We start from the raw sequence: 21,563 nt of genomic DNA, 5'->3' as shown, positions 1-21,563 counted from the left end.
AAATACTATTAGTAATTAAACCTAGGACTAGCTCTTATATGTATAAGTCTTCCTGTCTCTAGAGGCATATTTTTATGCAATTTAACGGAGTAAATCTCTAAAAAAGCAGTCCTTATCAAGAAATTCAAGCTGTATTGAATGAATGCGTTGTAACTCGCATTTTTTAGGGATAACATGGGAATAAATTCATTACTAGCTTTGAACACCACATTTGGTGTCAGTTTTTTTATGGAGATACAGTTAATTAACATTGGTTTTGGTAACATTGTCTCGGCCAACCGAGTTGTTGCCATCGTGAGTCCAGAGTCTGCCCCAATTAAGCGGATTATTACTGATGCTAGGGACAGAGGTCAGCTAATTGATGCTACTTATGGTCGCCGAACTAGGGCTGTAATCATCACCGATTCCAGTCACGTAATTTTGTCGGCGATTCAACCAGAAACGGTAGCTAATCGCTTCGTGATTTCTAGGGAGCATCATACAGTAGAAAATTAATACAGGGTAGGAGTAACACTCCACCTCTATTGAGACCACATCAGCAGTACCATGTGAGTTAGACAAGTTTTCTGTCACTAGTGCTACAAATTCGTTAGTTAAGGATTGCTCTGGGGACACATACCAGATTAAATTACTAATTTACTAACGAATGATGTCTCTTGATTAATTCACAGGTTGAACGGATGATGCCAGTCTTACCCATCCAGAGTTGTGCTAATACCAAAGAAAGTGCTTTGTTAGGCAAGCTAATTGTGTTAACCGGACCGAGTGGGGTCGGGAAAGGTACTTTAATGCGATCGCTCTTACAGCGTCATCCAGAACTTTATTACTCTGTCTCTGCTACAACTCGTACCCCCCGCCCAGGGGAGATTGATGGCAAAAATTATTATTTTATTAGCCGTAACAAGTTTGAACAGTTGGTTGCTCAAGGCGAATTCCTAGAGTCAGCAGAGTTTGCTGGTAATTACTATGGCACTCCCCGCGAAGCTGTACTTAATCAAGTGCAGTCTGGTGGGTTAGTAGTGCTGGAGATTGAACTAGAAGGCGCAAGACAGATTCGTGCTTCCTTCCCGGAAGCTCTAAGTATTTTTATTTTGCCACCTTCCTTTACAGAACTAGAAAAACGTATTCGTGAACGCGGACAGGATTCTGAAGAGGCGATCGCCCGTCGTCTACAACGCGCCCACGAGGAAATTCAAGCGGCTGATGAATTTGATATCCAAATAATCAATGATGACTTAGAAACTGCTCTCAATGCCATTGAAGCGGCTGTGTTTGGCAAATAAAGCTTTTTCGTCCCAAATTACTAATCGGTAATCAGGCATAGGTACTAGTCAAAAATCACTGACTTTTCACCAATGCCTAATTACCCAAAACAGAAAATTAGCCTATCAGACCTTGGATGATAGCCAAATTACTGGTCAAGAAATAAGCTACTACTGCACCACCAATACCACCAATTAAGAAAGCACTGGCAAAATTATTCCAGCCTTCTTTGGAATTAAAAGCATCTGGGGGATTAGGTACGGTAACACTAGCTAGAGCTTTGTCTGGGTTAGTGTTGGAATACAGAGATAGACAGGCAGTAAGAATCACAACCAAGCCTATAGAGGCCAACAATCCTGCTAAGTTAGCATTGTCCGCGTTACGCAGTGGGCCTAATTTAGCGAAGGGGCCAAACAGCAAGTAGCCATGAGCCATACCAACTTCTAAACCACGTCTAAAAGGGGTCAGACCTGGGCGATAAGCAGGTAAATTATTAATGAACCACTTGATCGCAGGAGAAGAATTGACTGGGGTTGCCAGATTACCAATTTGTGGATCACCTGCGGGAAAAACAACTTCCCGATTTCTCGGATCGCTGGAAAGATTTTTTGATGCGTCTACTGCTTGCATATTTTAGGTTACCTCTAAATTTAGAAGGGTTGCATTTTCACTAAGAGAAACAAAGGGAGTGGGGAGTGGGTAATTGCAGGAGTAAAGGAAATTATTATTCCCGATGCCCAATGCCCAATGCCCAATACCCAATGCCCAATGCCCTGACTTCTGAATTTACGGTAGGGGGTGGAAAAGTAAGTCAGGGAAAAAGCGATTGAATTCAATCAAGATACCTGCTGTAATTGTCAGCCAAATAGTGGCTGCAACAGGTGCTGTGGAAATAAACTTAATCAAATAGCTGCTTTGGTCAGTTTTGTCTGCCATGATTTAGTCTCCAAAACAAGTGAATGAATTAAGTTGAACTAGCGAGGAGAAACAGTAATTTCTGAGTCTTTCGCAGTTAATTCGCCAGAAAGCAGTTCTTTGAGGGCTGCTGCTGGCCAAGCAAAACCTGTAGCAATGATAGACAGTGCTAGACCCAAATCGATTTGGATTTCTTTTTGCTCGGTGTCAGATTCTTTTTTGATGGCTTGTAAGTAAGCACGACCTACCCAACCAATCCAACCAGCAATATACAAGAATAGAATGCTAGGAATTAAAAAGTCCCCAGCGCGATCAAGGCGACCATCAACAATTAAGTGAGGATAGCCTTCTGGTCCACAGAGTGCCTGAGAATAACGTTCAAAACGCTTTTTCCCAGATTCTGGATCAGCTGTAGTATTACGGGCGTTTTTTGCAAGTGCTTGAAATGCAGGATTGTCTTGACAGGGGGTCAGATTTGCGCCTAGAGCTTTAGCTGGGGGTGCGAAACTGAATGCAAGACAAATCACTAACATCAAAGCAAACAATCTTTTCATCGGTATGTTTCCTTTTATTACAAAAGAAAAAGTTTTTTGTACAAAACGAAGCGGCTTGTACACTCTTTATTTGCTTAACTAGCAAGTCATCATACTCTTGGGCGGGAATCGAGTAAAGTTGAAGTAAATAAAAGTTAAAGCTTCTCAAACAAGTTCTTACAGAGTCCTGAGTGGTGAGTGGTGAGTGGTGAGTAACGAGTGGTGAATGCTGAGTGCTGAATATTTGCTTGGAAATCATGTCTAATGTGAATCAAAAACACTCTTAGCCCACAATAGTTACTTGATTAGCCCAAAATCATTTTTTTGGAAATAACTACGAAATCACAAGAGTCTCAAGACTTAATTCACATTCAACATCAATCTAAATTCACTACCGGCTAAACGCCGCGCTACCGCTAACGGAACTCAGCACTTAATTACTCCTTTGTAGCAATGGTAACTGTTTTAGCAATAGAAACTAGCTGTGATGAAACTGCCGTGGCAATTGTTAAAAATCGTCAAGTTTGCAGTAGTATTATTACTTCCCAAATTCCCGTACATCAGCAGTACGGTGGGGTAGTGCCAGAAGTTGCATCTCGCCAGCATTTGGAAACGATAAATCAGGCGATCGCTCAAGCATTAGAGCAAGCTCAATTAGATTGGGGACAGATTGATGCGATCGCTGCCACTTGCGCCCCTGGATTGGTAGGAGCGTTGTTAGTAGGGTTAACGGCGGCCAAAACTTTAGCGATTTTGTACAATAAACCATTTTTGGGAGTTCATCACCTCGAAGGTCACATCTACGCCACTTATTTGAGTGAGCCAACTTTAGATCCCCCTTTTCTTAGCTTACTGGTTTCCGGCGGACACACAAGCTTGATTTATGTTAAGGAATGTGGTATGTACGAAACCCTAGGTGAAACTCGTGATGATGCTGCCGGGGAAGCTTTTGATAAAGTAGCTAGATTATTAAAGTTGGGCTATCCAGGTGGCCCAGTCATTGATAAATTAGCGCAAACCGGAAATGCCCAAGCCTTTGCTCTACCAGAAGGGAAAGTGTCCTTACCGGGTGGAGGTTTTCATCGCTATGATGGCAGTTTTAGCGGTTTAAAGACGGCCGTATTGCGTTTAGTACAGCAGTTAGAAAAAGATGCTAAACCAGTGCCAGTGGCGGACGTAGCAGCCAGCTTTCAGGAAACTGTAGCCAAGGCATTAACCAAAAGAGCGATCGCCTGTGCCATTGATTATGGTCTGGATACAATTGCTGTCGGTGGTGGAGTAGCAGCCAACAGTGGCTTAAGGAAAAACTTACAAGCAGCAGCCTCTCAACATAACATCCGTGTCCTCTTCCCACCATTACAATTCTGTACCGACAACGCCGCCATGATCGCCTGCGCCGCCGCCGATCATTTATCCCGTGGTCATACATCCCCCCTAACGTTGGGTGTAGAATCTCGACTGCCACTTACCCAAGTCATGAAGTTATATCAACCAGAGTCCTGAGAGGGTGTAAAGGAAAAGGTAGACAGGGTAAAATGTACCCCAATGCCCTACTGACTATTAACTATTGACTCCTGCTTTGTAACTATCGCCCGAATATGATTAGCCACTGCATCTGGCTGTTCCAACATTGCCAGATGTCCACAATCAGGAATTTCAATCACATTATCGCCACAGTATTGAAAAAGCCTATGAAAACTAGCTAAATGACGCACGTACTTAGGTTCCATGACCTTATCGTCAGCACCAGCTAGAAAATAGACTGGCTGTTGTAACTGCGATACTAAAGTTGGTAGACGATTGACTTCTTCTTCAGTTGTGGATTCTAATAATGATCCCAGAGCTGCTTCTGGATCAGCCACAACAAAATCAATCACGCGCTGACGCGCCCAATAGCGATCCAAAGGACGAGAGACACTGTTTCTGGTAAAAAGTAAATCAATTAAAGGTACTTGAGACAGCCAACGGGGACGAACTTGTAAAAATTTCTGCCCGGCGGAACGAAACTGCTCAAAAGCTTCTTTCAGGTAAATACCACCGCCTGCATTGATACAGATTACACCCTTGATACACTCAGGCATTTGAGCGGCTGCCCAAAGTGCGATCGTACCCCCTAAAGAGTGACCAATTAGCCAAGCACTAGTAATATTTAGTTGTTGCAGAAGGGCTACTAAATCCTGAGCGTAGGCATCTGGCGTATGGAGAGACTCAACAGAGGAACTAAGGGTACGAATAGAGCTAGACGACAAACTAACAGAAATTTCTGATTGACTAAAATCAGTATCTAGCTGAGACTGAGATTCGCCAAAGCCTCGTAAATCGTAAGAAAGACACTGCAAATCAACTGACAACCGAGAAATCACAGGTTGCCAATATCCACGGCTATTTAGCCAACCGTGGATAAATACTAAAGCATGGGGGCAGGACGTTGGAGCTGTTAACTCGTATGCGTGTGGAAAACCCAAGATTTCAATAGTTGCCATATTTATATCGTACCCTTAAGAGTGGGTACGACTAGATAGAGAGTCAGGCAAACTATTGAAAATTCAAAATACCCTATAAAAAGCAAGCTAAAAAATTCAAAAATGATTTGGCAAGTACGAAAAATGTAGGGTTATAGAGGATTGCAGTAAGAATTATGACCTACTATTGTTCTTATTAGGACTTACGCAACTGGCATATTTTTTACGTAGGGTGTGTGACGCTGCGAAAGTATTTGAACGTAGTCGTGAGACTTATAGCGTCACGCACCAACTATCGATTGTGACACTTGCGTAAGTCCTGCTTATGATTCACAACTGTTTACTTGCCCAACAATCTTTGACGTACTCCTTCAGCAATTTTATGTCCTAAATACTCAGGAATTAGGCTTTCATTAGGCCCTAACAAGTAGAGAATTAGCCTTGTACGTCCCCGCCAAACTAGTAAATTAGCATTGACAACTAAAAGGTCTTCCTGCCAAATAGCATACATCACCTTGTAAAATAACCCTGGCTGATTATCCGCCTCAATTACTAAAGCTGGGAGATGAAATACAGGATCGACATAAAACTCAGTCTGTACCTGTTCTAAACCCACGTCTAGGTTAAATTCTACTGCCAACATCTCTTCCACTTCAAATCGCCCTCCCAAAGCCTCGCGAATGGCGCGACAAACATTTTCTGCGGTTTTCTCCGTCAAGGCTTTACTACCACGAGATACCAAAAGTTTGATAAAAACAAGCATGGGGGGGCGAATCTGCCCATATAAACTCAGACCGTGGATTGTTAGCCCATAAGCTGCTAGCACACCAAAAATATCGCTGAGGAGAAAGGACTGATTGCGGTAAGCAAAATGCAAGGCACTTTTACTACCTTCTGGTTTTAGCTCAATTACAGCCCGTTTGGTTTTATAGAGACGATACGCTAACCGTAAATTTTGCAGTTGAATTTCACTGCTGACGAATTGCTCATAAAACTGTGGAAACGCTCGATTAAAGCGTTTTAGGAGTTCCAGTGTTGAAGATTTTAAGCCAGAAGCCATCTTGGGTGTTAAAACTCGCTTGCTTATTTCGCCTGGGAATTGGGGACTAAGAATTTTAGATTTTGCGGAAAGTTCTGTAGGCGGGTTTCCCAACCTAGGAACGCCACTTGCTACAAGCCGGGAAACCCGTCCAACGCAGTGGCTCAACTTTTCAAGACAGATTTTAGATTTTGGATTGAATAATTTAAAATCCACTCATTGCAAATCCACTCATTGAAAGGCTGGGGACTAGGGACTGGACATAAAAAAGTCAAAAGATTCCTTGATTTTGCCTTTTACTTTTTTACGTGCTTCTTCCCCATTCTCCCTAGTGTTCCCTATCTTGCCCTGCAATCATCTGAATTGGGAAGTCCTATCCGTCTTGCAGGGTAGCTCACTGAATTTCTCCTAGCCTCTACAACAAAGTGCTAAAGTTGAATATGATTGGTATGAAACAAGCTACTAACTGGCTGTTGCCATGGAAAATCCCGATAATCTTCAAAAAAATTGAGAGTAAGGGTTAAAGATATGGTGGCTGTTGTGTTAAGAGTGGATCAACACTTTTAATAGTGGAAACCAATTCAGTTATACTCCCCGAACCACGTTGGCATGGGTTTTTGGAAAACTTGGTTTAGTACTTCTGAATCTGCGACAACAAGTAAAACAAACTCTTTTGAAGAGCATACAGTAGACGCTACAGGCAACTCTTACTCCAACAGCGATGCCTCAGGAGTCACGCGGAGTGCAGAACGTATTGTTTTTAGCACTGAGCGAGATATTGATCTGTATGAACTAGAAGAACTTTGTGATGCTGTCGGTTGGTCGCGTCGTCCCTTAAGAAAAGTAAAAAAAGCTATTGAGCATAGTTTTCTCGTAGCCACAATGTGGCAGGTGCGAGGCAATCAGAGGCGGTTGATTGGTTTTGCCCGTGCTACCTCAGATCATGCCTTTAATGCCACTATTTGGGATGTGGTAGTTCATCCAGACTTTCAAGGTAAAGGAATGGGTAAGGCATTGATGAAATACGTCCTCAAAAAACTCAGAAGTGAAGAGATTAGCAATGTGACTCTTTTTGCTGATCCTCATGTGGTGGATTTCTACCGAACTATGGGTTTTATGGCAGATCCAGAAGGTATCAAAGGTATGTTTTGGTATCCGCATTAATTTTCTGTACCAAAATTTATAGCTGACTATAAAAAAGTCAGCTATTATGGTATAATATTAATAATGCCGATTAACACAAAATCAGCAATATTCGGGATGTAGCGCAGCTTGGTAGCGCGCCTGCTTTGGGAGCAGGATGCCGCAGGTTCAAATCCTGTCATCCCGACTTTGGGTAAGTTCTTGACATATGAGCATATAATATAAGCCCAAGTTGAATGAGGCTTGGAGAGCTTTTGTCTAGATGCACAATTAATTGCGTTATGGATAAAAATTTTGGGTTGATTGTCTAGAACGGGGATTGGTGGAACAATTAACTATTTGATGATGTCTCTCATTTGTAGAAAAGCACTACAATGGCATTGACTGCTTGAAGTGGGAAAGTTTTTGCGCCATAAATGCTACAAAGGCTACATATCATGGGCATTTACAGTATTTCTGGGCGCATAGCAAGGCGAATTTCAGAAACACACGACTTTACCACAGTCTACCAGTAGCAAATAGCAAGATAGCAATTCTCAAGAGCTAATATAGCATTTCTCGTTTGAGTGAGGTAAAAGAACCTCACCTCCTCCCCGCAAGCAAGGCAACGCTATATCACGTTTTGAGAGATGGTTGTTAGGATTTAACAACTGCCACAACTTTTTCACATCTCAAATGGATTGCTATATAACTAAGACTAGTTGGTGCTGTGCAAATCCAACTATTTGTCTAACTTAATAACTAAATTGAAGTATTGATGCGAGGAAAAGTGATGAAAGCATTGGTTCGCTTAGGCGTAATATTGGGTATTGCTGGCAGTATATTATCAGCCGATTTACCAGGAGTAGGGAATCTACAAGCAGTAGCATTACCACAAGAGCAGGTTGTTAAAAAGCTGCAAGAAGTTCCTGTTTTTACACTTACCAATGCTAAAGGTGAATTTGTAATTATTTCCAGGAACAACCAAGGTAAAAGCATCTCTCAAGTAGGATTTTTTATTAGTAAGCAGGATGCTCAGAAATTTTTAGACAATCGCCTCAAGAAAGAAAATCCCCAACTGGCAACTACTCTACAAGTAAGACCTCTGTCCTTAGCCGACTACTATAAAATAGTCCTAGAAGGCAAAAAGAAGTCAGATGCGACCATTTATACTTTAATGCCAATGCAACAACAGGTAGATTCAGCAGTCAGCCTGTTAAATCAGAGTGGCCAAAAAGGGGATCAATTTAATGGTATCCCCTTATTTGTGCCTAAATTTAAGAAAGAGAATAGCTATTTAACGATCCCTCTTGCACAAGGTAACGAGCGATATATTCCTTTTTTCTTTGAGAAGGAGCAAGCGGTGGCTCTGTTAGATCAATTCAAAAAAGCTGTACCAGGGGAAGGTGCTAATACTGAGATTCAGGTAGTGGATCTGTTTGGTGTGATGGAAGCTCTTAATAGCAGCAATGATCCTATGATCAATAAAATTGTTCTGTATCCATCGAGAGAGTCCATCAGTTTTATTCAATCGCTAGTTAAAAAATCCCCTGCGCCAAATCGACCAGCGTCTGCACCTGCTCCGAAAAAATAATCAACGTTGGACTTACGCATTGTACAAATGGGAAATTACTTGTATTAGCTGAAAATAGACTGTTTGAGAGTTTTGGCGACTAATATTTAGATCAGCAGCGATCGCGCTCATATTAGACAAATCAACCGTTGATAGCTGATGATTTTGATCAATGCGTAAGTCCTATGAATTATAAATACAACCTCTTGTCAATTTTCATAGGGGTAGCGATCGCCCTAATACAGTCGCAGGTAGCACAAGCAATATCCTGTACGAAAGAAGTAGATATCATTGCCGAAAAAATCACTGTATTAATTGATAGTCAAACACCTGGTTCTGGGGTGATTATTAAGCGAGAAGGCGATACTTACACCGTCCTGACTGCCTATCATGTAGTCCAAGAACCAAATCTGAAATATGAAATTGTCACCCCAGATAATCAGCGTCATCAACTCAAATACAGCAATGTGAAACCTTTGTCAGACAAGGTAGATTTAGCAGTTGTGCAGTTTACTAGCAATCAAACTTATCAAGTGGCTAAAATGGGTAATTCTGATGTAGCCACAAGAAGAACAAATATTTACATAACTGGTTTTCCGAAAAAGAACGCCGGGATTGAAATCCCTTTTTATGACTGTCGGGATGGGCAAGTTCTAGCTAATGCGACTCAGATATCTGTTGATGGCGGATACACCTTATTTTATGACAATGCTACACTTCCAGGCATGAGTGGTGGGCCAGTGCTGAATGAGAAAGGTGAGGTCATAGGCATTCATGGTAGAGGTGAACCAGCAATTGATGTTAATTTTGATCAGATAAATCCCAGTGTTGCTACTGTAAAATCAGGTAGGAATGCGGGTATTCCCATCAACACCTTTGTCAGACTTTCGGCAAAAATCGGGGTAGATGTGGCTATAAAGTTGCCTGCACCAAAAGTGACCACACCTCAAGCAGATGATTTCTTTGTTCGTGACCAAGTAATAAAAAATAAATTAGACTCCATACCTGTATATTTGATTACTAACGAGAAAGGTTTACCCTTGACCCGTACCTTACCAAAAGGTCAGAACGCTCAACAAACAGGTGGTTCGGTGACAGGGGTTTATTTAAGTCGGCAAGAGGCTGAGACTTTTATTAGAGAACTACGGAATAATGCCAAAGGTAAAGACCCCAAAATGGAGGCAATTGTCAAAAACTTACAAGTAACGGCAGTACCCTTGGGTGTAATTTATCAGCAATTGCAACGAACTAAAAACAACCCTAATCGTCTTGTATTTGCTTTCAAGCCGGTAGATCAGGAAGTTAAAGCGGCTATGGAATTATTACGTCAAAGTGGTCGGCAGGTAAATGAATTTAAGAGTGTACCAGTTTTCGCTGTGAGAGTTGCCCCGGATCAAGGCTATGTACCCGTTCAACTAAGAGATGGCAAAGAACAACTCATTCCTCTGTTTTTCAGTCAGCAAGATGCAGTTCGTTTATTAAAGCAAGTTCAACAAAAGCATCCCCAGGCTGATATTCAAGTCATAGATGTAGATGGAGTGATCAAGACCTTTCAAGAGAAAAATGATGCTTGGCTCAACCAAGTTGTTTTAGTGCCATCCACAGAGTCTAGGGAATATATTAGGACTTTGCCGAAGGATAATAACTTCAATTTAAATTCACAGATGACAAAGACCAATCAACGTTAAGGAATGGTAGAACAACAGCTAAATTTAGTTTCTGGGTTACAACTTTGGCAATGGCGCAATAGAGCAATTCCAAAAGCGATCGCGCATAATATTCCCCTAGCAGAAATAGATTGGTTACTGCAAGAAGTAGCAGGTTTAGACCGCTTGTCACTGCGTTTAGACTCTTTTAAAGACAAGGCTGAGATTATCATGGCTTTGTCTTTAGAAGAGTTAGACCAGTTTTGGCTGAGGCGTTTAGATGATCGCTTGCCAGTACAGTACATTGCTGGCAGTACACCTTGGCGAAATTTTAGATTAAAAGTGTCGAGTGCGGTGTTAATTCCCAGACCAGAAACCGAATGCTTGATTGATTTAGCTGTAATGGCGGCTAAGAGTGAAGTCTTGTCACAGCTACAACAAGGACATTGGGTAGACTTGGGGACTGGTAGTGGCGCGATCGCTTTGGGACTGGCCGACGCTTTTCCAGAGTCTACAATTCATGCTGTTGATTACAGCATAGAAGCTTTAGCGATCGCACAAGAAAACGCCCATAATCTAGGTTTAGCTGATCGGATGCGATTTTATCAAGGGTCATGGTGGCAGCCGTTAACAGCCTTTAAAGGTCAATTTAGTGGTATGGTGTCCAACCCACCCTATATTCCCAGTGATATCGTACCGACACTACAACCGGAAGTAGTTAACCATGAACCTCATTTAGCTCTAGATGGTGGTGTTGATGGCTTAGATGACATTCGCCATTTGATAGAAGTGTCTCCCAGCTATTTGCGATCGGGTGGCGTATGGTTAATTGAAATGATGGCTGGACAGGCTGAGGAGGTAAAAACACTCCTGCAAAAACAAGGTAGTTATGAAAACATTCAGATTCACCCGGATTTAGAGGGTGTGGAACGCTTTGCTTTAGCTTATGTTAAGTGCTGAGTTATGAGTTATGAGTAGTTAAGTGATGGTTTGCGTAACTCATAATTATGACCAAAGTTTCTTTAGAAGAATTAATAGCTAGTGCGTGTTCTGGTTTTGTAGTCAGTTTTCCTACGGATACTGTTCCAGCACTGGCAGTTTTACCAGAAAAAGCGGCGTTAATTTTTGCTACTAAACAGCGCAGTCAAGATAAGCCTTTAATTTTGATGGCGGCTGATGCAGAAGATTTATGGCCTTATGTCCAAGGTAGTGAAGCAGAATATCAGATTTGGCAGCAAGTTGTAGATCAGTATTGGCCGGGAGGATTGACATTGGTTTTACCGGCTAGCGATCGCGTCCCAAAAGCGATGAATCCAACTGACCCCACAACAATTGGGATTCGAGTTCCGAAAAGTGCGATCGCTCAAAAAATTTTGTCTCAAACAGGCCCTCTAGCTACTACTAGTGCTAATTTGTCAGGTCAGCCAGCTTTAGAAACTATGGCAGAAATTGCGGCTCAGTTTCCTGAAGTAATGACTTGGGAATCCACAGCCACGGAATTTTCCAGTAAAAATACTGCACTGAGTCAACCTTCTACTGTTGCTAAATGGACAGGTAGCAATTGGCAAATTTTACGTCAAGGTGCAGTAAACTTAGATGTTTAATATTTAAGTTGGAAACTGATTTTTCATTTTTGTGGTCAATTAAAAAGTTAATAACTGCCAAATTATGAATTGGAGTAACTGGATATATCTCGGCTTAGGACTATTAATAGGGGTGGGTTATCGTGGATTACTAACAAAACGTTCTGTAAATTCCATTGCTAGTGATTCAGCAATAAAGCCAACAGATAAACAGCAGACGCTATCATTCCCAGAAGAGATCAAGAACACGCAGCTAGCATATGAAATGGCTAAGGAAATGAGCCAGTTTAAAGCGGGTTTCTTAGCGAGGACTACCCACGAATTGCGATCGCCTCTCAATGGTCTGATTGGGTTACATCAGTTAATTTTGTCGGATTTATGCGAAGATCCAGCAGAAGAGCGTGAATTTATTGCCCAAGCTCATGAACGGGCATTAAAGCTATTACATTTAATGGATGAAATTCTCAATGTTGTCCGAACAGAACACGGGACTAACAAGCTAGACATTCAGCCCCAACCTTTAGCTGAGATTTTACAAGAAGTTTATAACTTAACTTATATGCTGGCAGTAGATCGCAATTTAAAGTTGCGAATTTTGCCTCCAGATAGCGAGACTTGTATTTTGGCTGACAAACGGTGGTTCAGGCAAATATTAATGAATTTAGTAGATACTGCTATTTATCAGATGTCAGAGGGTAGTATTTGCATTTCTACTGCTATTCATAGTAATTTTGTGCAAATTTCCCTAGATTTACCTAATCATGCCTTCTTAAATCATGAATCTATAGATTTGCTTACATCTAACGATAAGTCTGTTAATCCTGAGCCAGATCAAACTGGTCTGTCTTCAGGTATGAAGCTATTACTTAATCAAAAGCTGTTAGACGTGATGGGAGGCAAGTTAGATATTTTACCATCTCCCATCTCGGAAAGAGAGCCTTTAACTAGACTACAAATATCTATGCCCCTAGCGATTCTTGAAGCTGAACTTCTACAGTAGTCAAAGTGCTAATATTCGATTGGTTGTCCAACACCATAGTTGTAGTGCTATTAGCTTGGAAACCAATTTTTTCGTAGAATTTTTGTTGGTGAGTAGTCATCAAGTAAACTCGCTCAACCTGCATCCGAGGATGACTTAAAACAGTTTCGACTAATTTGCTGCCTAGTCCAGTACCCTGATACTCTGGGTGAATTACCACATCCCAAATTGTCGCCCGATAGATACAATCAGAATTTGCCCTGGCAAAACCAATCAGTCTTTCTGCATCCCATACAGAAATCACTGGATCGCTGTTGGCAATAGCTATACTCAAATCCTGAATACTGCGTCCTTTCGCCCAAAAAGCTGCAAGATTAAATAATTCTTGGAGTTGGTAAAGGTCTATTTCAGCGTGGCGATGTTCACGAAACTGAATCTGAGGGTAGTTCATCATGTAGGCACTCCGATATGGCAGTAGTTTTACTGTCTTCACATCATATTGTGCAAGAAATTACGGAGTTCGTGTATGTGTATGCAACAGGGGACAGGGAGCAGGAAGCAGGGAAAAACTAATGACTATTGACTAATGACTATTGACACACCCACTTCCACAAAGGATGAGTAGGGCCTTGCTGGCGGATCTGAAATACTTGTTTTTCTAGGCGTTGCTGTTCTTGGCGTGGTAAACCCAGCAAAATATTTCGACTTTGCCAAACTAAAACAGAAGTAGTCATCCCAATACAAAAAGCTAAACCGATCGCAGATAGTGGATGGTAAAAAAGTCCATAGCGCACTGCTGCCCAAGTAAAGTATTGTTGCCACAAGCTAATTTCTGAGCGGAGATTCCACAAACATAGAGGCGCAATTGTCAACCATAAAAACCCAACAAATAGCCACCTCCCATACACAGTCAACTGGTGCAGCTTTTGGACTTGTTGTGCTAAAGATTGTTCATTGCCAGGAATTGCAGGTTGTTCTGGTTGAGTCATAGGCAATTCTAGGGACTGGGGACAAATCAAGTTAAAAGTCAAAAGTCAAAAGTCAAAAGTCAAAAATCAAAATTAATTAAATAACTCCTGGGGACTGTTGACTCTTGACTACTCGACAGATGTATCAGTTACTCCAGCAGTCGCTACCACTGTGGATTTAGCTGTACGTTCGCGCCACACTGTTAAAAGGGTGCTGGCGATGAAAATACTGGAGTATGCTCCGGCGATGAAGCCAAAAATTAGAGCTAAAGCGAAGTTTTTCAGGGTTTCACCACCAAATAGGAAGATAGCGAACAATGGCAGCATGGTGGTCAAAGTTGTATTGATTGATCTGCCTAAAGTTTGGTTAACTGCATCATCAACAATCTCAGTAATCGGTTGGTTAGGATTTAGTTTTAATGTTTCCCGAATGCGATCGTAAATTACTACGGTATCGTTGACAGAGAAACCTGTAATGGTTAGTAGAGCCACAATAAATAAGCTATCTACTTCCGTGCCGAAAACCAGACCAAAAATTGAGAAGATGCCTGTTGTGATTAGTACGTCGTGAAACAGGGCGACGATCGCAAATACGGCGTAATCTAACTGAAACCGAAAGCTTAAATAAGCAATGATGCCTGCAAAAGACACAATCAGGGCGATGATACCAGAGGTAAACAACTCTCGCCCCAAGGTCGGCCCTACGGTGTCAATTTGATTTTTTTGCTCGTCAAAAGTGCCGACTTTTTCACTTAAGGCGTTTTGTAAATTGGTACGCTGTTCGCGATCTAAGTTTTTTGTGCGAATTAAGATGCCATTATCTTGGCGTGTTTCTTTGTCAGCAATGATTTGAATGCTGCTATCCCCAAGTCCTTGGGCTTTAGCGACTTCCCTCACAACGTTAATATCTAATGGCTGGTCACAGTTCCCTGGTTTGGTACAATCTCGTTCAAATTGTAATCTTGTGCCACCGACAAAATCCAAACTCGGACGTAGGGGTGCGCGAATGTTGGGGTTTTGCCAGGAAATCACCATTGAGATAATACCAGCTAAGGTGATAGCAGAAGAAATAGTCCACCAGAGCGATCGCGATTTGTTAATACTGAGTTTCATTGAGCTACCTCTGCCTTGTTAGATACCCCTGATGCTGGCAGGTTTGGACAAAATAGTTCTGGTTTACGCAGTGCGGGAATGGAAATGGCAACAAACATTAAGCTGCGACTACAGGTAATAGCTGTGAACATACTGACTACTACACCCAAAGCTAGAGTTACAGCAAAGCCCTTGACTAAACCAGCACCCAGCCAAAATAGTGCTGCACAGGCAATTACTGTTGTGACGTTGCCATCTAAGATACTGGAAAAAGCACGGTAAAAGCCTGACTCTACAGAACGATACAGTGATTTACCAGTCCTTAATTCTTCCCGTGTGCGTTCAAAAATTAGCACGTTTGCGTCTACTGCCATACCGATACTGAGAATAAATCCAGCGATTCCTGGTAGCGTGAGGGTTACACCTAATAGAGAGAATGTAGCCCAAGTCAAAATGGCATAGACAATTAAGGATAAATCCGCAATTAATCCTGGTAGTCTGTAGTACACCACCATAAATATTAATACTAAAATTAGACCACCAATCCCAGCATAGATGCTGCTGGTGATACTGTCTTTACCCAAGGTTGCCCCAACTGTGCGAATTTCGGCAATTTCCACTGGTACAGGTAAAGCACCACCGCGTAATTGTACGCCTAAATCATTGGCTTCTTGGGCGGTAAATCTACCTGTAATTACAGCCGCGCCACCAGTAATCCCAGTAGCTGCAAATTCTACCCCGACAACGGGAGAACTGATCAGTTCATTATCTAGAAAAATACCGATGCTGCGTCCTGTACCTGCCAGATTTTTGGTTAGATTGGCAAATAGTTCACCACCTGTTGGGTCGAAGCGAATAGCCACATTCCAGTTATTACCTTGTTGAGTAGGTTCACCATAGGCATCTTGAAGATGCTTCCCATCAAGGGGAGGATTGGTACTCTCAAATAATTCGGCGATCGCTTGATTATTTTTCTGTAAATCTTCTAAATTTTTATTAATTGCGTCTTGATCGTTACTTTTTCTTAATTCTTCTTGCTTGACTTTTAGTTCGGCGCGTGATGCTTGAAAAGCAAATAATTGAGTTTCTGTAGTGGGTTTTTGTTGGCGAAATTCTAACTGTGCTGTACCACCCAAAACTCTTTCCGCTTGTTCTGGGTCGTTTACTCCTGGTAACTGAACCAGGATTTTATCTGTACCTACAGTTTGGATAACTGGTTCGGAAACACCCAAACCATTAATCCGACCTTCAACAACTTTTTTCACCCCATCTAATTCACGTTCAGTGATTTGCTTGATTTCAGCTGAGGGTTTCACCTGGATAGTAAGCTGTGAACCCCCGCGTAAGTCTAACCCCAAGGGGACAGGAATCAACGCAATGGCCGCAACGGCGGCTATGACTAAAACGAATATCAACGCTAAAAGCGATCGCTGTCTCTGCATACCATAACTCGCAACTGACAAACGCTATAATAACGCTCTTTGCATCAGTTATGAGTGCTGAGTGCTGAGTGCTGAGTGCTGAGTGCTGAGTGCTGAGTGAGGAGTGAGGAGTAAGGAGTGAGGAGTGAGGAGTGAGGAGTAAGGGAGTAGCGAGTAAGCATTGTATTTTTCTCCCCTTGCTCCCCCTGCTCCCCCTGCTTCCCCTGCTTTCTTTTCCCCAGTCCCCAGTCCCTATTCCCTAGACTCGCATTGCTACCATTTTCTGCACGGCTTCCACAATTTGCTCTGGCTGAATAATCGTCAGGCGTTCCAGCGCGCCGTTGTAAGGGGTAGGGATGTCTTGGGAGGATAATCTTAGCACTGGGGCATCCAATTCATCAAATAGGCGATCGTTAATGGACGCAACTAATTCCGCGCCAATACCGCCCGTTCGCATACATTCTTCTACCACAATGACGCGATGGGTTTTCCGTATTGATGCACCAATGGTATCAAAATCTAATGGTTTGAGTGATATTAAATCAATTACTTCTGGGTCGTAACCTTGTTTTTCTAAAGGTTTTACAGCTTGCATCACATGATGACGCATCCGTGAGTAAGTTAAAATTGTGACATCTTTACCTTTACGGACAACCTCTGCTTTATCTAAGGGAAGTACGTATTCTTCGTCTGGTAGATTTTCTTTTAAGTTGTAAAGTAAAACGTGTTCAAAGAACAATACTGGATTATCGTCGCGGATAGCAGCTTTTAGTAGTCCTTTGGCGTTGTAAGGGGTAGAACAGGTGACAATCTTCAATCCTGGGACGGCTTGAAAATAAGCTTCCAGACGTTGGGAGTGTTCTGCACCTAGTTGTCTACCTACACCACCTGGGCCACGAATCACCATTGGAATCTTAAAGTTACCGCCGGAAGTGTAACGCAACATCCCAGCGTTGTTAGAGATTTGATTAAAGGCTAGGAGCAAAAAGCCCATGTTCATGCCTTCAATTATCGGACGTAACCCAGTCATTGCTGCGCCTACTGCTATACCAGTAAAGCTGTTTTCGGCGATGGGAGTATCTAAAACTCTCAAGTCACCATACTTTTGGTGTAGGTCTTTGGTAACTTTGTAAGAACCGCCATAGTGTCCTACGTCTTCACCAAGAACAAATACGCTGGAATCACGCGCCATTTCTTCATCAATGGCTTCCCGCAAAGCGTTGAAAAATAGTGTTTCTGCCATTTAGACCTTTTTTTACAACTATTGTTTTAGAATCTTATCGCGCTACCGCGACCAATATGGTGAGCGATCGCACTAGTTAGAGATCAGTCAGAAAAAGTTATCATCCAGCAATTATCTACTGTGAAATTGAGCCAGAGTTATCTACTTTTAGATAGACTTTGAATTAGCAGGCTATCAGCTGCAAACTGGCGAATCAGTTACCTGTGTTACCTGATCTTCTGGAAAGCGTCTGGGCCTTCCTGGTTTACGCTTGTGTCGTTGATTAATTGACTTTTGGCTAGCGATCGCCAATTCTTCCGGTGTACATTTAAATATACGTAACGCTTCCAAGTATTTTTTCGGGGTCATCGTTGGCTCAGTCCGCCCAGCTTCCCAATTGCGAACGCTAGTTTCACTGATTGCAAGCCTGAAGGCAACTTCCGCGCGACTGATACCAGCACGCTCTCTCAGGACTTGCATATCCATATCTCATGCTCCCTTTGCAGAAATTAAAGTTTTTTGTTAAATTAATTGACATTATTTGTCAATTATGAAATTCAAAAGACTAAATATATTATCTATGTTTATTTTATAGGCGATCGCGCCACTCTTTGACAAACTCAGTCACTAATTTCTGTAACACCTCATACAAAACCTACTACTTCTCTCAATATACAAGGTTGGGTTGACGCAAGGAAACCCAACAAATCTCTGTATGTTGGGTTTCACCTTCACTTAACCTTTACCAATAATTAATTTCTCGCAAACAACCTATCCAAGAAATCAACCCTCACCGCCAGATTAATAATCCCCCGCCTTGTGCGTGAATCTGTCATTTCCGCATTATTCAACGCCACAATATAAGGCTCACCACCAATCAAACCAATCAGCGCACCACCCGAAGAACCCCCAGTAGTATCACAATTATGGAATAATACGCCCTGCTTCTCCTGAACAATACCGCATCCAGGTTGATATGAAGCAGTCCAACCACGACCAGCAGACAGGAACTCATAACCTTTTTTGCTAGTATCAGGAAAGTCACCAGAATAACCGACAAAAAAGAGTTTATCTTGATTTTTCAAGAAACTGGCAGTAGAAAGAGATTGCCAACCTAAATAACCATACTTACGACCCAAAGGCTTATCAATTACCATCACTGCCCAATCATTGATTTGATTAGTAATTTCATCCCCAGTAAAATCAGTACCATAAATGACACGCTCAACCACAGCGATATCTCTTCTATTAGAAACAACACCATTAATTAGATTAGGAAAAAACCGGATTTCTCGACTTAATTGATTGGTTGAAGGGTCAATCACACAATGAGCATTTGTTAAAACCAGATTTTCACTGATTAAAGTTCCTGTGCAATGATAATTTTTAAAATCAGTAGTTGTTCCCTGCACTCGCCCAATCGTTGACCAAGGATATTCTCTACTAATCATAGGAATACGGTCATCCCAACCAATAATTGCTCTGTCTGGTGGATAGGGTTTTTCAGATTGTTGCAGATTAGCAGGTTTGAAAGGCTTACTATTACTTAATAGATTTAATTTACCTGCATCTTCGAGTTTAATAAATTCTGGTGCTTTTGTTTCTTTTGCTTGGACAGATACCCAACCGCCTAAAGTTATAAAACTCAAAATTCCTGCGAGGAAGCAAGTTAAAATTACGGTCAAAGGTTTCTTGTAGAAAGGCTTTTTAGTCATTGTTCAAACTCCTTAATTACAAATTAATCAGTGATGCTATGAGATTCTTTATGTTTCACGCAGAGGCGCAGAGACGCAGCTCTGAGAAGTAGGGTGTGTTAGGCGTAAGCCGTAACGCACCTGCCCCCTGCCCCCTGCCCCCTGCCCCCTGCCCCCTGCCCCCTGCCTCTTCAGTCCCACGTTCCCTGGATGGTAAAAGCTGACCAAAAACGGGGGTTTTGCCATTGTTTCTGTTGCCATAATTTCAATTGCGCCTCCCTCAGAGCTACGGCAGGGGTTTTCCCTTCCCTCAAGATTTGGGTGTATAATTCCTGCATTAATAAAGATGTGGCTTGATCATTCACCTTCCACAAAGACACGACAATCCGGGCTGAACCTGCATACATTAGTCCCCTTGTCAACCCTATTAAGCCCTCCCCTTGGACTTCCTTACCTAGACCGCTTTCGCAAGCACTCAAGACAATTAACTCGGCGGGGAGGTCGAGGTTAAAAATATCGTTGAGGCGTAAGAAACCTTTTTGCGCTTTACCATCTTTATCTACCAGAGATGTCACAATACCTGATAATTCCGGGTTAGTGTCATCGAAAATACCATGAGTGGCAAATAACAACAGGCGATATTGACTTAGTTGTTGGCTAGTCACGAAGTTGTAGTTAGCATCAAAGTCAAAGGCTTGCAGACTTTCTTGAGGTGACACCATTTTCAACACCGCGTCAGCTTCTTGGCGCGTACCGGGAAGTCTATCTAAGCCACTACGATTAAGATTATTCAACGACCTTTTCAGGGCTGAACGTTCTAGTTCTAGGTCGAGAGATGCAGAAGTTTGCGGTGCTTTACCAGTGACGCGTGTATCATCAGCATTGAATACGGGGTCAGCCATAACCGCGAGGGTTTTCGGTGCGGGTTTACGTCCTTTGAGTTGTTGTCTGTGGGTGGCGAGGCTAGTAACTGAGGGTAGAGTAATAATTTCATGGTTAACTAACAAAGGTTGGTAATTGACCCCTCCCCCAACCCCTCCCCGAAGCGGAGAGGGGAGTTTATTTTTCTCCTGCTCCTTCTCCTGCTCCCCCTTCCCTTGCAGGGAAGGGGGTTGGGGGGTTAGGTCAGCCAACACCGCAAATGGAATCTTATGCAAAACACCATCAGCCACCACCACTAAACGTTTTCTTCCCAACTTCCCAGCCACAGGCGCAAGGATAATTTGACTCAGTTCCTTTGCGGCTTTAGTTGTATCAGCAAAAGATTGGGCTTGTTCTTCTGGAGTTGCACCAGCAACAAGTGGACGTGTTAATTGTTGGTGTAAATTTCTCGCCGCTTTTTCTAGGAGTTCATTTCCTGGGAGTTCGTAAGTATTGAGAGAGTTAGAGGTGACTAACCATAGATAGCTGCGGTCTTTATCCAAGGAATATTGCAATAATACGGTGTCCTTATCTAACTGTTGTTGAATTTGAGGTAAGGTAAGCGGTTCGGGATATTTCAGCGCAGCATATTCCGGGTTAGTAGTGCGGATTTGATTTTTTAAATCTTGCTGTTGTTTGAGTAAGCGTGCAATTTGTTCTTTAGTGGCTGTTACTAGTTGGGTTGGTGGTTGTTTTTGACTGACTAGTTGTGATAGTTGTTGTTCTCTGCCATCAAGTAGCAAGTTTAAACGGCGTTCTTCTGCAATGACTTTGGGGTCAACATTTTTACGAATATCGACGTTAGCTTGGGTTAATAGTTCTACTAAACCCCTAGTGCGGGAACGCTCACTGATGTTCAGTGCTAATGCGTCGTAGCCCTGGGAGGGGTCTTTTTTGTGCAGTTGCATCAGCAGGTCGGTGTAGAATTTATAGTAGTTCTGCACTGAGGCAAAGTAGGAAGTACGCAGTTTTTGGTCAATGATTTTGGTGCGTAAATCTTCAATGATGTCGATAGCGGCTTCAATATGTGTGCGGGCTTGTTCCAGGTTGCCTCTGTTGCGTTCTAAGTAAGCTAAGTTTAAAAGGGTATTGGCTTCCCCACTCCTGTCCCCCACTGCCTGGAGTATGGG

The 21,563-nt window shown here is 42.4% G+C and carries 22 protein-coding genes, 1 tRNA gene and 1 pseudogene; 11 read left to right on the top strand and 13 right to left on the bottom strand.

The window, feature by feature from the left end:
* The first annotated feature begins 228 nt into the window (after positions 1-228).
* A complete protein-coding gene (remA, locus tag VB693_RS06435; protein ID WP_015137727.1) occupies positions 229-495 on the top strand; it encodes an extracellular matrix/biofilm regulator RemA in 267 nt (88 codons plus the stop codon).
* A 185-nt stretch (positions 496-680) separates the two neighbouring features.
* Positions 681-1,283 carry a guanylate kinase gene (gene gmk / locus VB693_RS06430; protein ID WP_323265604.1) on the top strand — a complete coding sequence of 201 codons (603 nt, stop codon included), beginning with the start codon at positions 681-683 and terminating at the stop codon, positions 1,281-1,283.
* Between the two features lie 97 nt (positions 1,284-1,380).
* Here gmk and VB693_RS06425 read toward each other — a convergent pair whose 3' ends face one another.
* The 3 genes from VB693_RS06425 to VB693_RS06415 form a co-directional block, all read right to left on the bottom strand.
* Entirely contained in the window at positions 1,381-1,893 is a 513-nt protein-coding gene (locus VB693_RS06425; protein WP_190696268.1) for a photosystem I reaction center protein subunit XI, read from the bottom strand.
* Between the two features lie 156 nt (positions 1,894-2,049).
* Positions 2,050-2,199: a photosystem I reaction center subunit IX gene (gene psaJ / locus VB693_RS06420; RefSeq protein ID WP_015137730.1), complete on the bottom strand. Its 150-nt coding sequence runs from the start codon at positions 2,197-2,199 to the stop codon at positions 2,050-2,052.
* 38 nt (positions 2,200-2,237) lie between these two features.
* Positions 2,238-2,732 (bottom strand): Photosystem I reaction center subunit III, encoded by a 495-nt coding sequence (locus VB693_RS06415; RefSeq protein ID WP_190696265.1) that lies wholly within the window; start codon positions 2,730-2,732, stop codon positions 2,238-2,240.
* A gap of 432 nt (positions 2,733-3,164) precedes the next feature.
* Here VB693_RS06415 and tsaD point away from each other — a divergent pair, with 432 nt between their 5' ends.
* Positions 3,165-4,214: a tRNA (adenosine(37)-N6)-threonylcarbamoyltransferase complex transferase subunit TsaD gene (gene tsaD / locus VB693_RS06410; RefSeq protein ID WP_190696262.1), complete on the top strand. Its 1,050-nt coding sequence runs from the start codon at positions 3,165-3,167 to the stop codon at positions 4,212-4,214.
* A gap of 47 nt (positions 4,215-4,261) precedes the next feature.
* Here the strand turns inward: tsaD and VB693_RS06405 are convergent, their stop codons facing one another.
* Positions 4,262-5,194 (bottom strand): alpha/beta hydrolase, encoded by a 933-nt coding sequence (locus VB693_RS06405; protein WP_323265526.1) that lies wholly within the window; start codon positions 5,192-5,194, stop codon positions 4,262-4,264.
* Between the two features lie 319 nt (positions 5,195-5,513).
* Positions 5,514-6,233: a hypothetical protein gene (locus VB693_RS06400; protein WP_011318303.1), complete on the bottom strand. Its 720-nt coding sequence runs from the start codon at positions 6,231-6,233 to the stop codon at positions 5,514-5,516.
* 588 nt (positions 6,234-6,821) lie between these two features.
* On the opposite strand from VB693_RS06400, the gene VB693_RS06395 reads away from it, so the two are divergent.
* The 8 genes and pseudogenes from VB693_RS06395 to VB693_RS06360 all read left to right on the top strand — a co-directional run bounded on the left by VB693_RS06395 (position 6,822) and on the right by VB693_RS06360 (position 13,136).
* Positions 6,822-7,376, top strand: a complete 555-nt coding sequence (locus VB693_RS06395) for a GNAT family N-acetyltransferase (RefSeq protein ID WP_190696256.1) — start codon at positions 6,822-6,824, stop codon at positions 7,374-7,376.
* Positions 7,377-7,468: 92 nt separating this feature from the next.
* A tRNA-Pro gene (locus VB693_RS06390) sits at positions 7,469-7,542 on the top strand.
* A gap of 585 nt (positions 7,543-8,127) precedes the next feature.
* Positions 8,128-8,928, top strand: coding sequence for a Tic22 family protein (locus VB693_RS06385; RefSeq protein WP_323265525.1), 801 nt, complete (start codon positions 8,128-8,130; stop codon positions 8,926-8,928).
* Positions 8,929-9,092: 164 nt separating this feature from the next.
* Positions 9,093-9,683: pseudogene (locus VB693_RS06380) on the top strand (S1 family peptidase); the annotation flags it as partial.
* A gap of 138 nt (positions 9,684-9,821) precedes the next feature.
* The gene (locus tag VB693_RS06375; protein ID WP_323265603.1) at positions 9,822-10,595 is read left to right on the top strand and encodes a Tic22 family protein; all 774 of its coding nucleotides are present in this window, start codon (positions 9,822-9,824) and stop codon (positions 10,593-10,595) included.
* A 3-nt stretch (positions 10,596-10,598) separates the two neighbouring features.
* Positions 10,599-11,513: a peptide chain release factor N(5)-glutamine methyltransferase gene (gene prmC / locus VB693_RS06370; protein ID WP_323265524.1), complete on the top strand. Its 915-nt coding sequence runs from the start codon at positions 10,599-10,601 to the stop codon at positions 11,511-11,513.
* A 47-nt stretch (positions 11,514-11,560) separates the two neighbouring features.
* A complete protein-coding gene (locus tag VB693_RS06365; protein WP_323265523.1) occupies positions 11,561-12,157 on the top strand; it encodes an L-threonylcarbamoyladenylate synthase in 597 nt (198 codons plus the stop codon).
* A gap of 64 nt (positions 12,158-12,221) precedes the next feature.
* The gene (locus VB693_RS06360; RefSeq protein WP_323265522.1) at positions 12,222-13,136 is read left to right on the top strand and encodes a HAMP domain-containing sensor histidine kinase; all 915 of its coding nucleotides are present in this window, start codon (positions 12,222-12,224) and stop codon (positions 13,134-13,136) included.
* Here VB693_RS06360 and VB693_RS06355 read toward each other — a convergent pair.
* The 8 genes from VB693_RS06355 to VB693_RS06320 form a co-directional block, all read right to left on the bottom strand.
* Positions 13,096-13,566 (bottom strand): GNAT family N-acetyltransferase, encoded by a 471-nt coding sequence (locus tag VB693_RS06355; protein ID WP_323265602.1) that lies wholly within the window; start codon positions 13,564-13,566, stop codon positions 13,096-13,098. The two genes, VB693_RS06360 and VB693_RS06355, sit on opposite strands and share 41 nt — an antisense overlap.
* Positions 13,567-13,705: 139 nt before the next feature.
* Positions 13,706-14,104 (bottom strand): hypothetical protein, encoded by a 399-nt coding sequence (locus tag VB693_RS06350; RefSeq protein WP_190696236.1) that lies wholly within the window; start codon positions 14,102-14,104, stop codon positions 13,706-13,708.
* Positions 14,105-14,212: 108 nt separating this feature from the next.
* Positions 14,213-15,196 (bottom strand): protein translocase subunit SecF, encoded by a 984-nt coding sequence (gene secF, locus VB693_RS06345; RefSeq protein ID WP_323265521.1) that lies wholly within the window; start codon positions 15,194-15,196, stop codon positions 14,213-14,215.
* Positions 15,193-16,617 (bottom strand): protein translocase subunit SecD, encoded by a 1,425-nt coding sequence (gene secD, locus VB693_RS06340; protein ID WP_323265601.1) that lies wholly within the window; start codon positions 16,615-16,617, stop codon positions 15,193-15,195. The genes secF and secD overlap by 4 nt, the downstream gene beginning before the upstream one ends.
* Positions 16,618-16,855: 238 nt before the next feature.
* Positions 16,856-17,839 carry an alpha-ketoacid dehydrogenase subunit beta gene (locus VB693_RS06335; protein ID WP_190696228.1) on the bottom strand — a complete coding sequence of 328 codons (984 nt, stop codon included), beginning with the start codon at positions 17,837-17,839 and terminating at the stop codon, positions 16,856-16,858.
* 174 nt (positions 17,840-18,013) lie between these two features.
* Positions 18,014-18,304: a helix-turn-helix transcriptional regulator gene (locus VB693_RS06330; protein WP_323265520.1), complete on the bottom strand. Its 291-nt coding sequence runs from the start codon at positions 18,302-18,304 to the stop codon at positions 18,014-18,016.
* A 266-nt stretch (positions 18,305-18,570) separates the two neighbouring features.
* On the bottom strand, positions 18,571-19,533 hold the full coding sequence (locus VB693_RS06325; RefSeq protein ID WP_323265519.1) for a trypsin-like serine peptidase: 963 nt from the start codon (positions 19,531-19,533) through the stop codon (positions 18,571-18,573).
* Between the two features lie 170 nt (positions 19,534-19,703).
* Positions 19,704-21,563: CHAT domain-containing protein (locus VB693_RS06320; protein ID WP_323265518.1), on the bottom strand; the 1,860-nt coding region annotated here is incomplete at its 5' end.

The sequence above is a fragment of the Anabaena sp. UHCC 0399 genome, assembly GCF_034931465.1.
Taxonomy (GTDB): domain Bacteria; phylum Cyanobacteriota; class Cyanobacteriia; order Cyanobacteriales; family Nostocaceae; genus Trichormus; species Trichormus minutissimus.
This window is presented reverse-complemented; position numbering and strand designations above follow the sequence as displayed.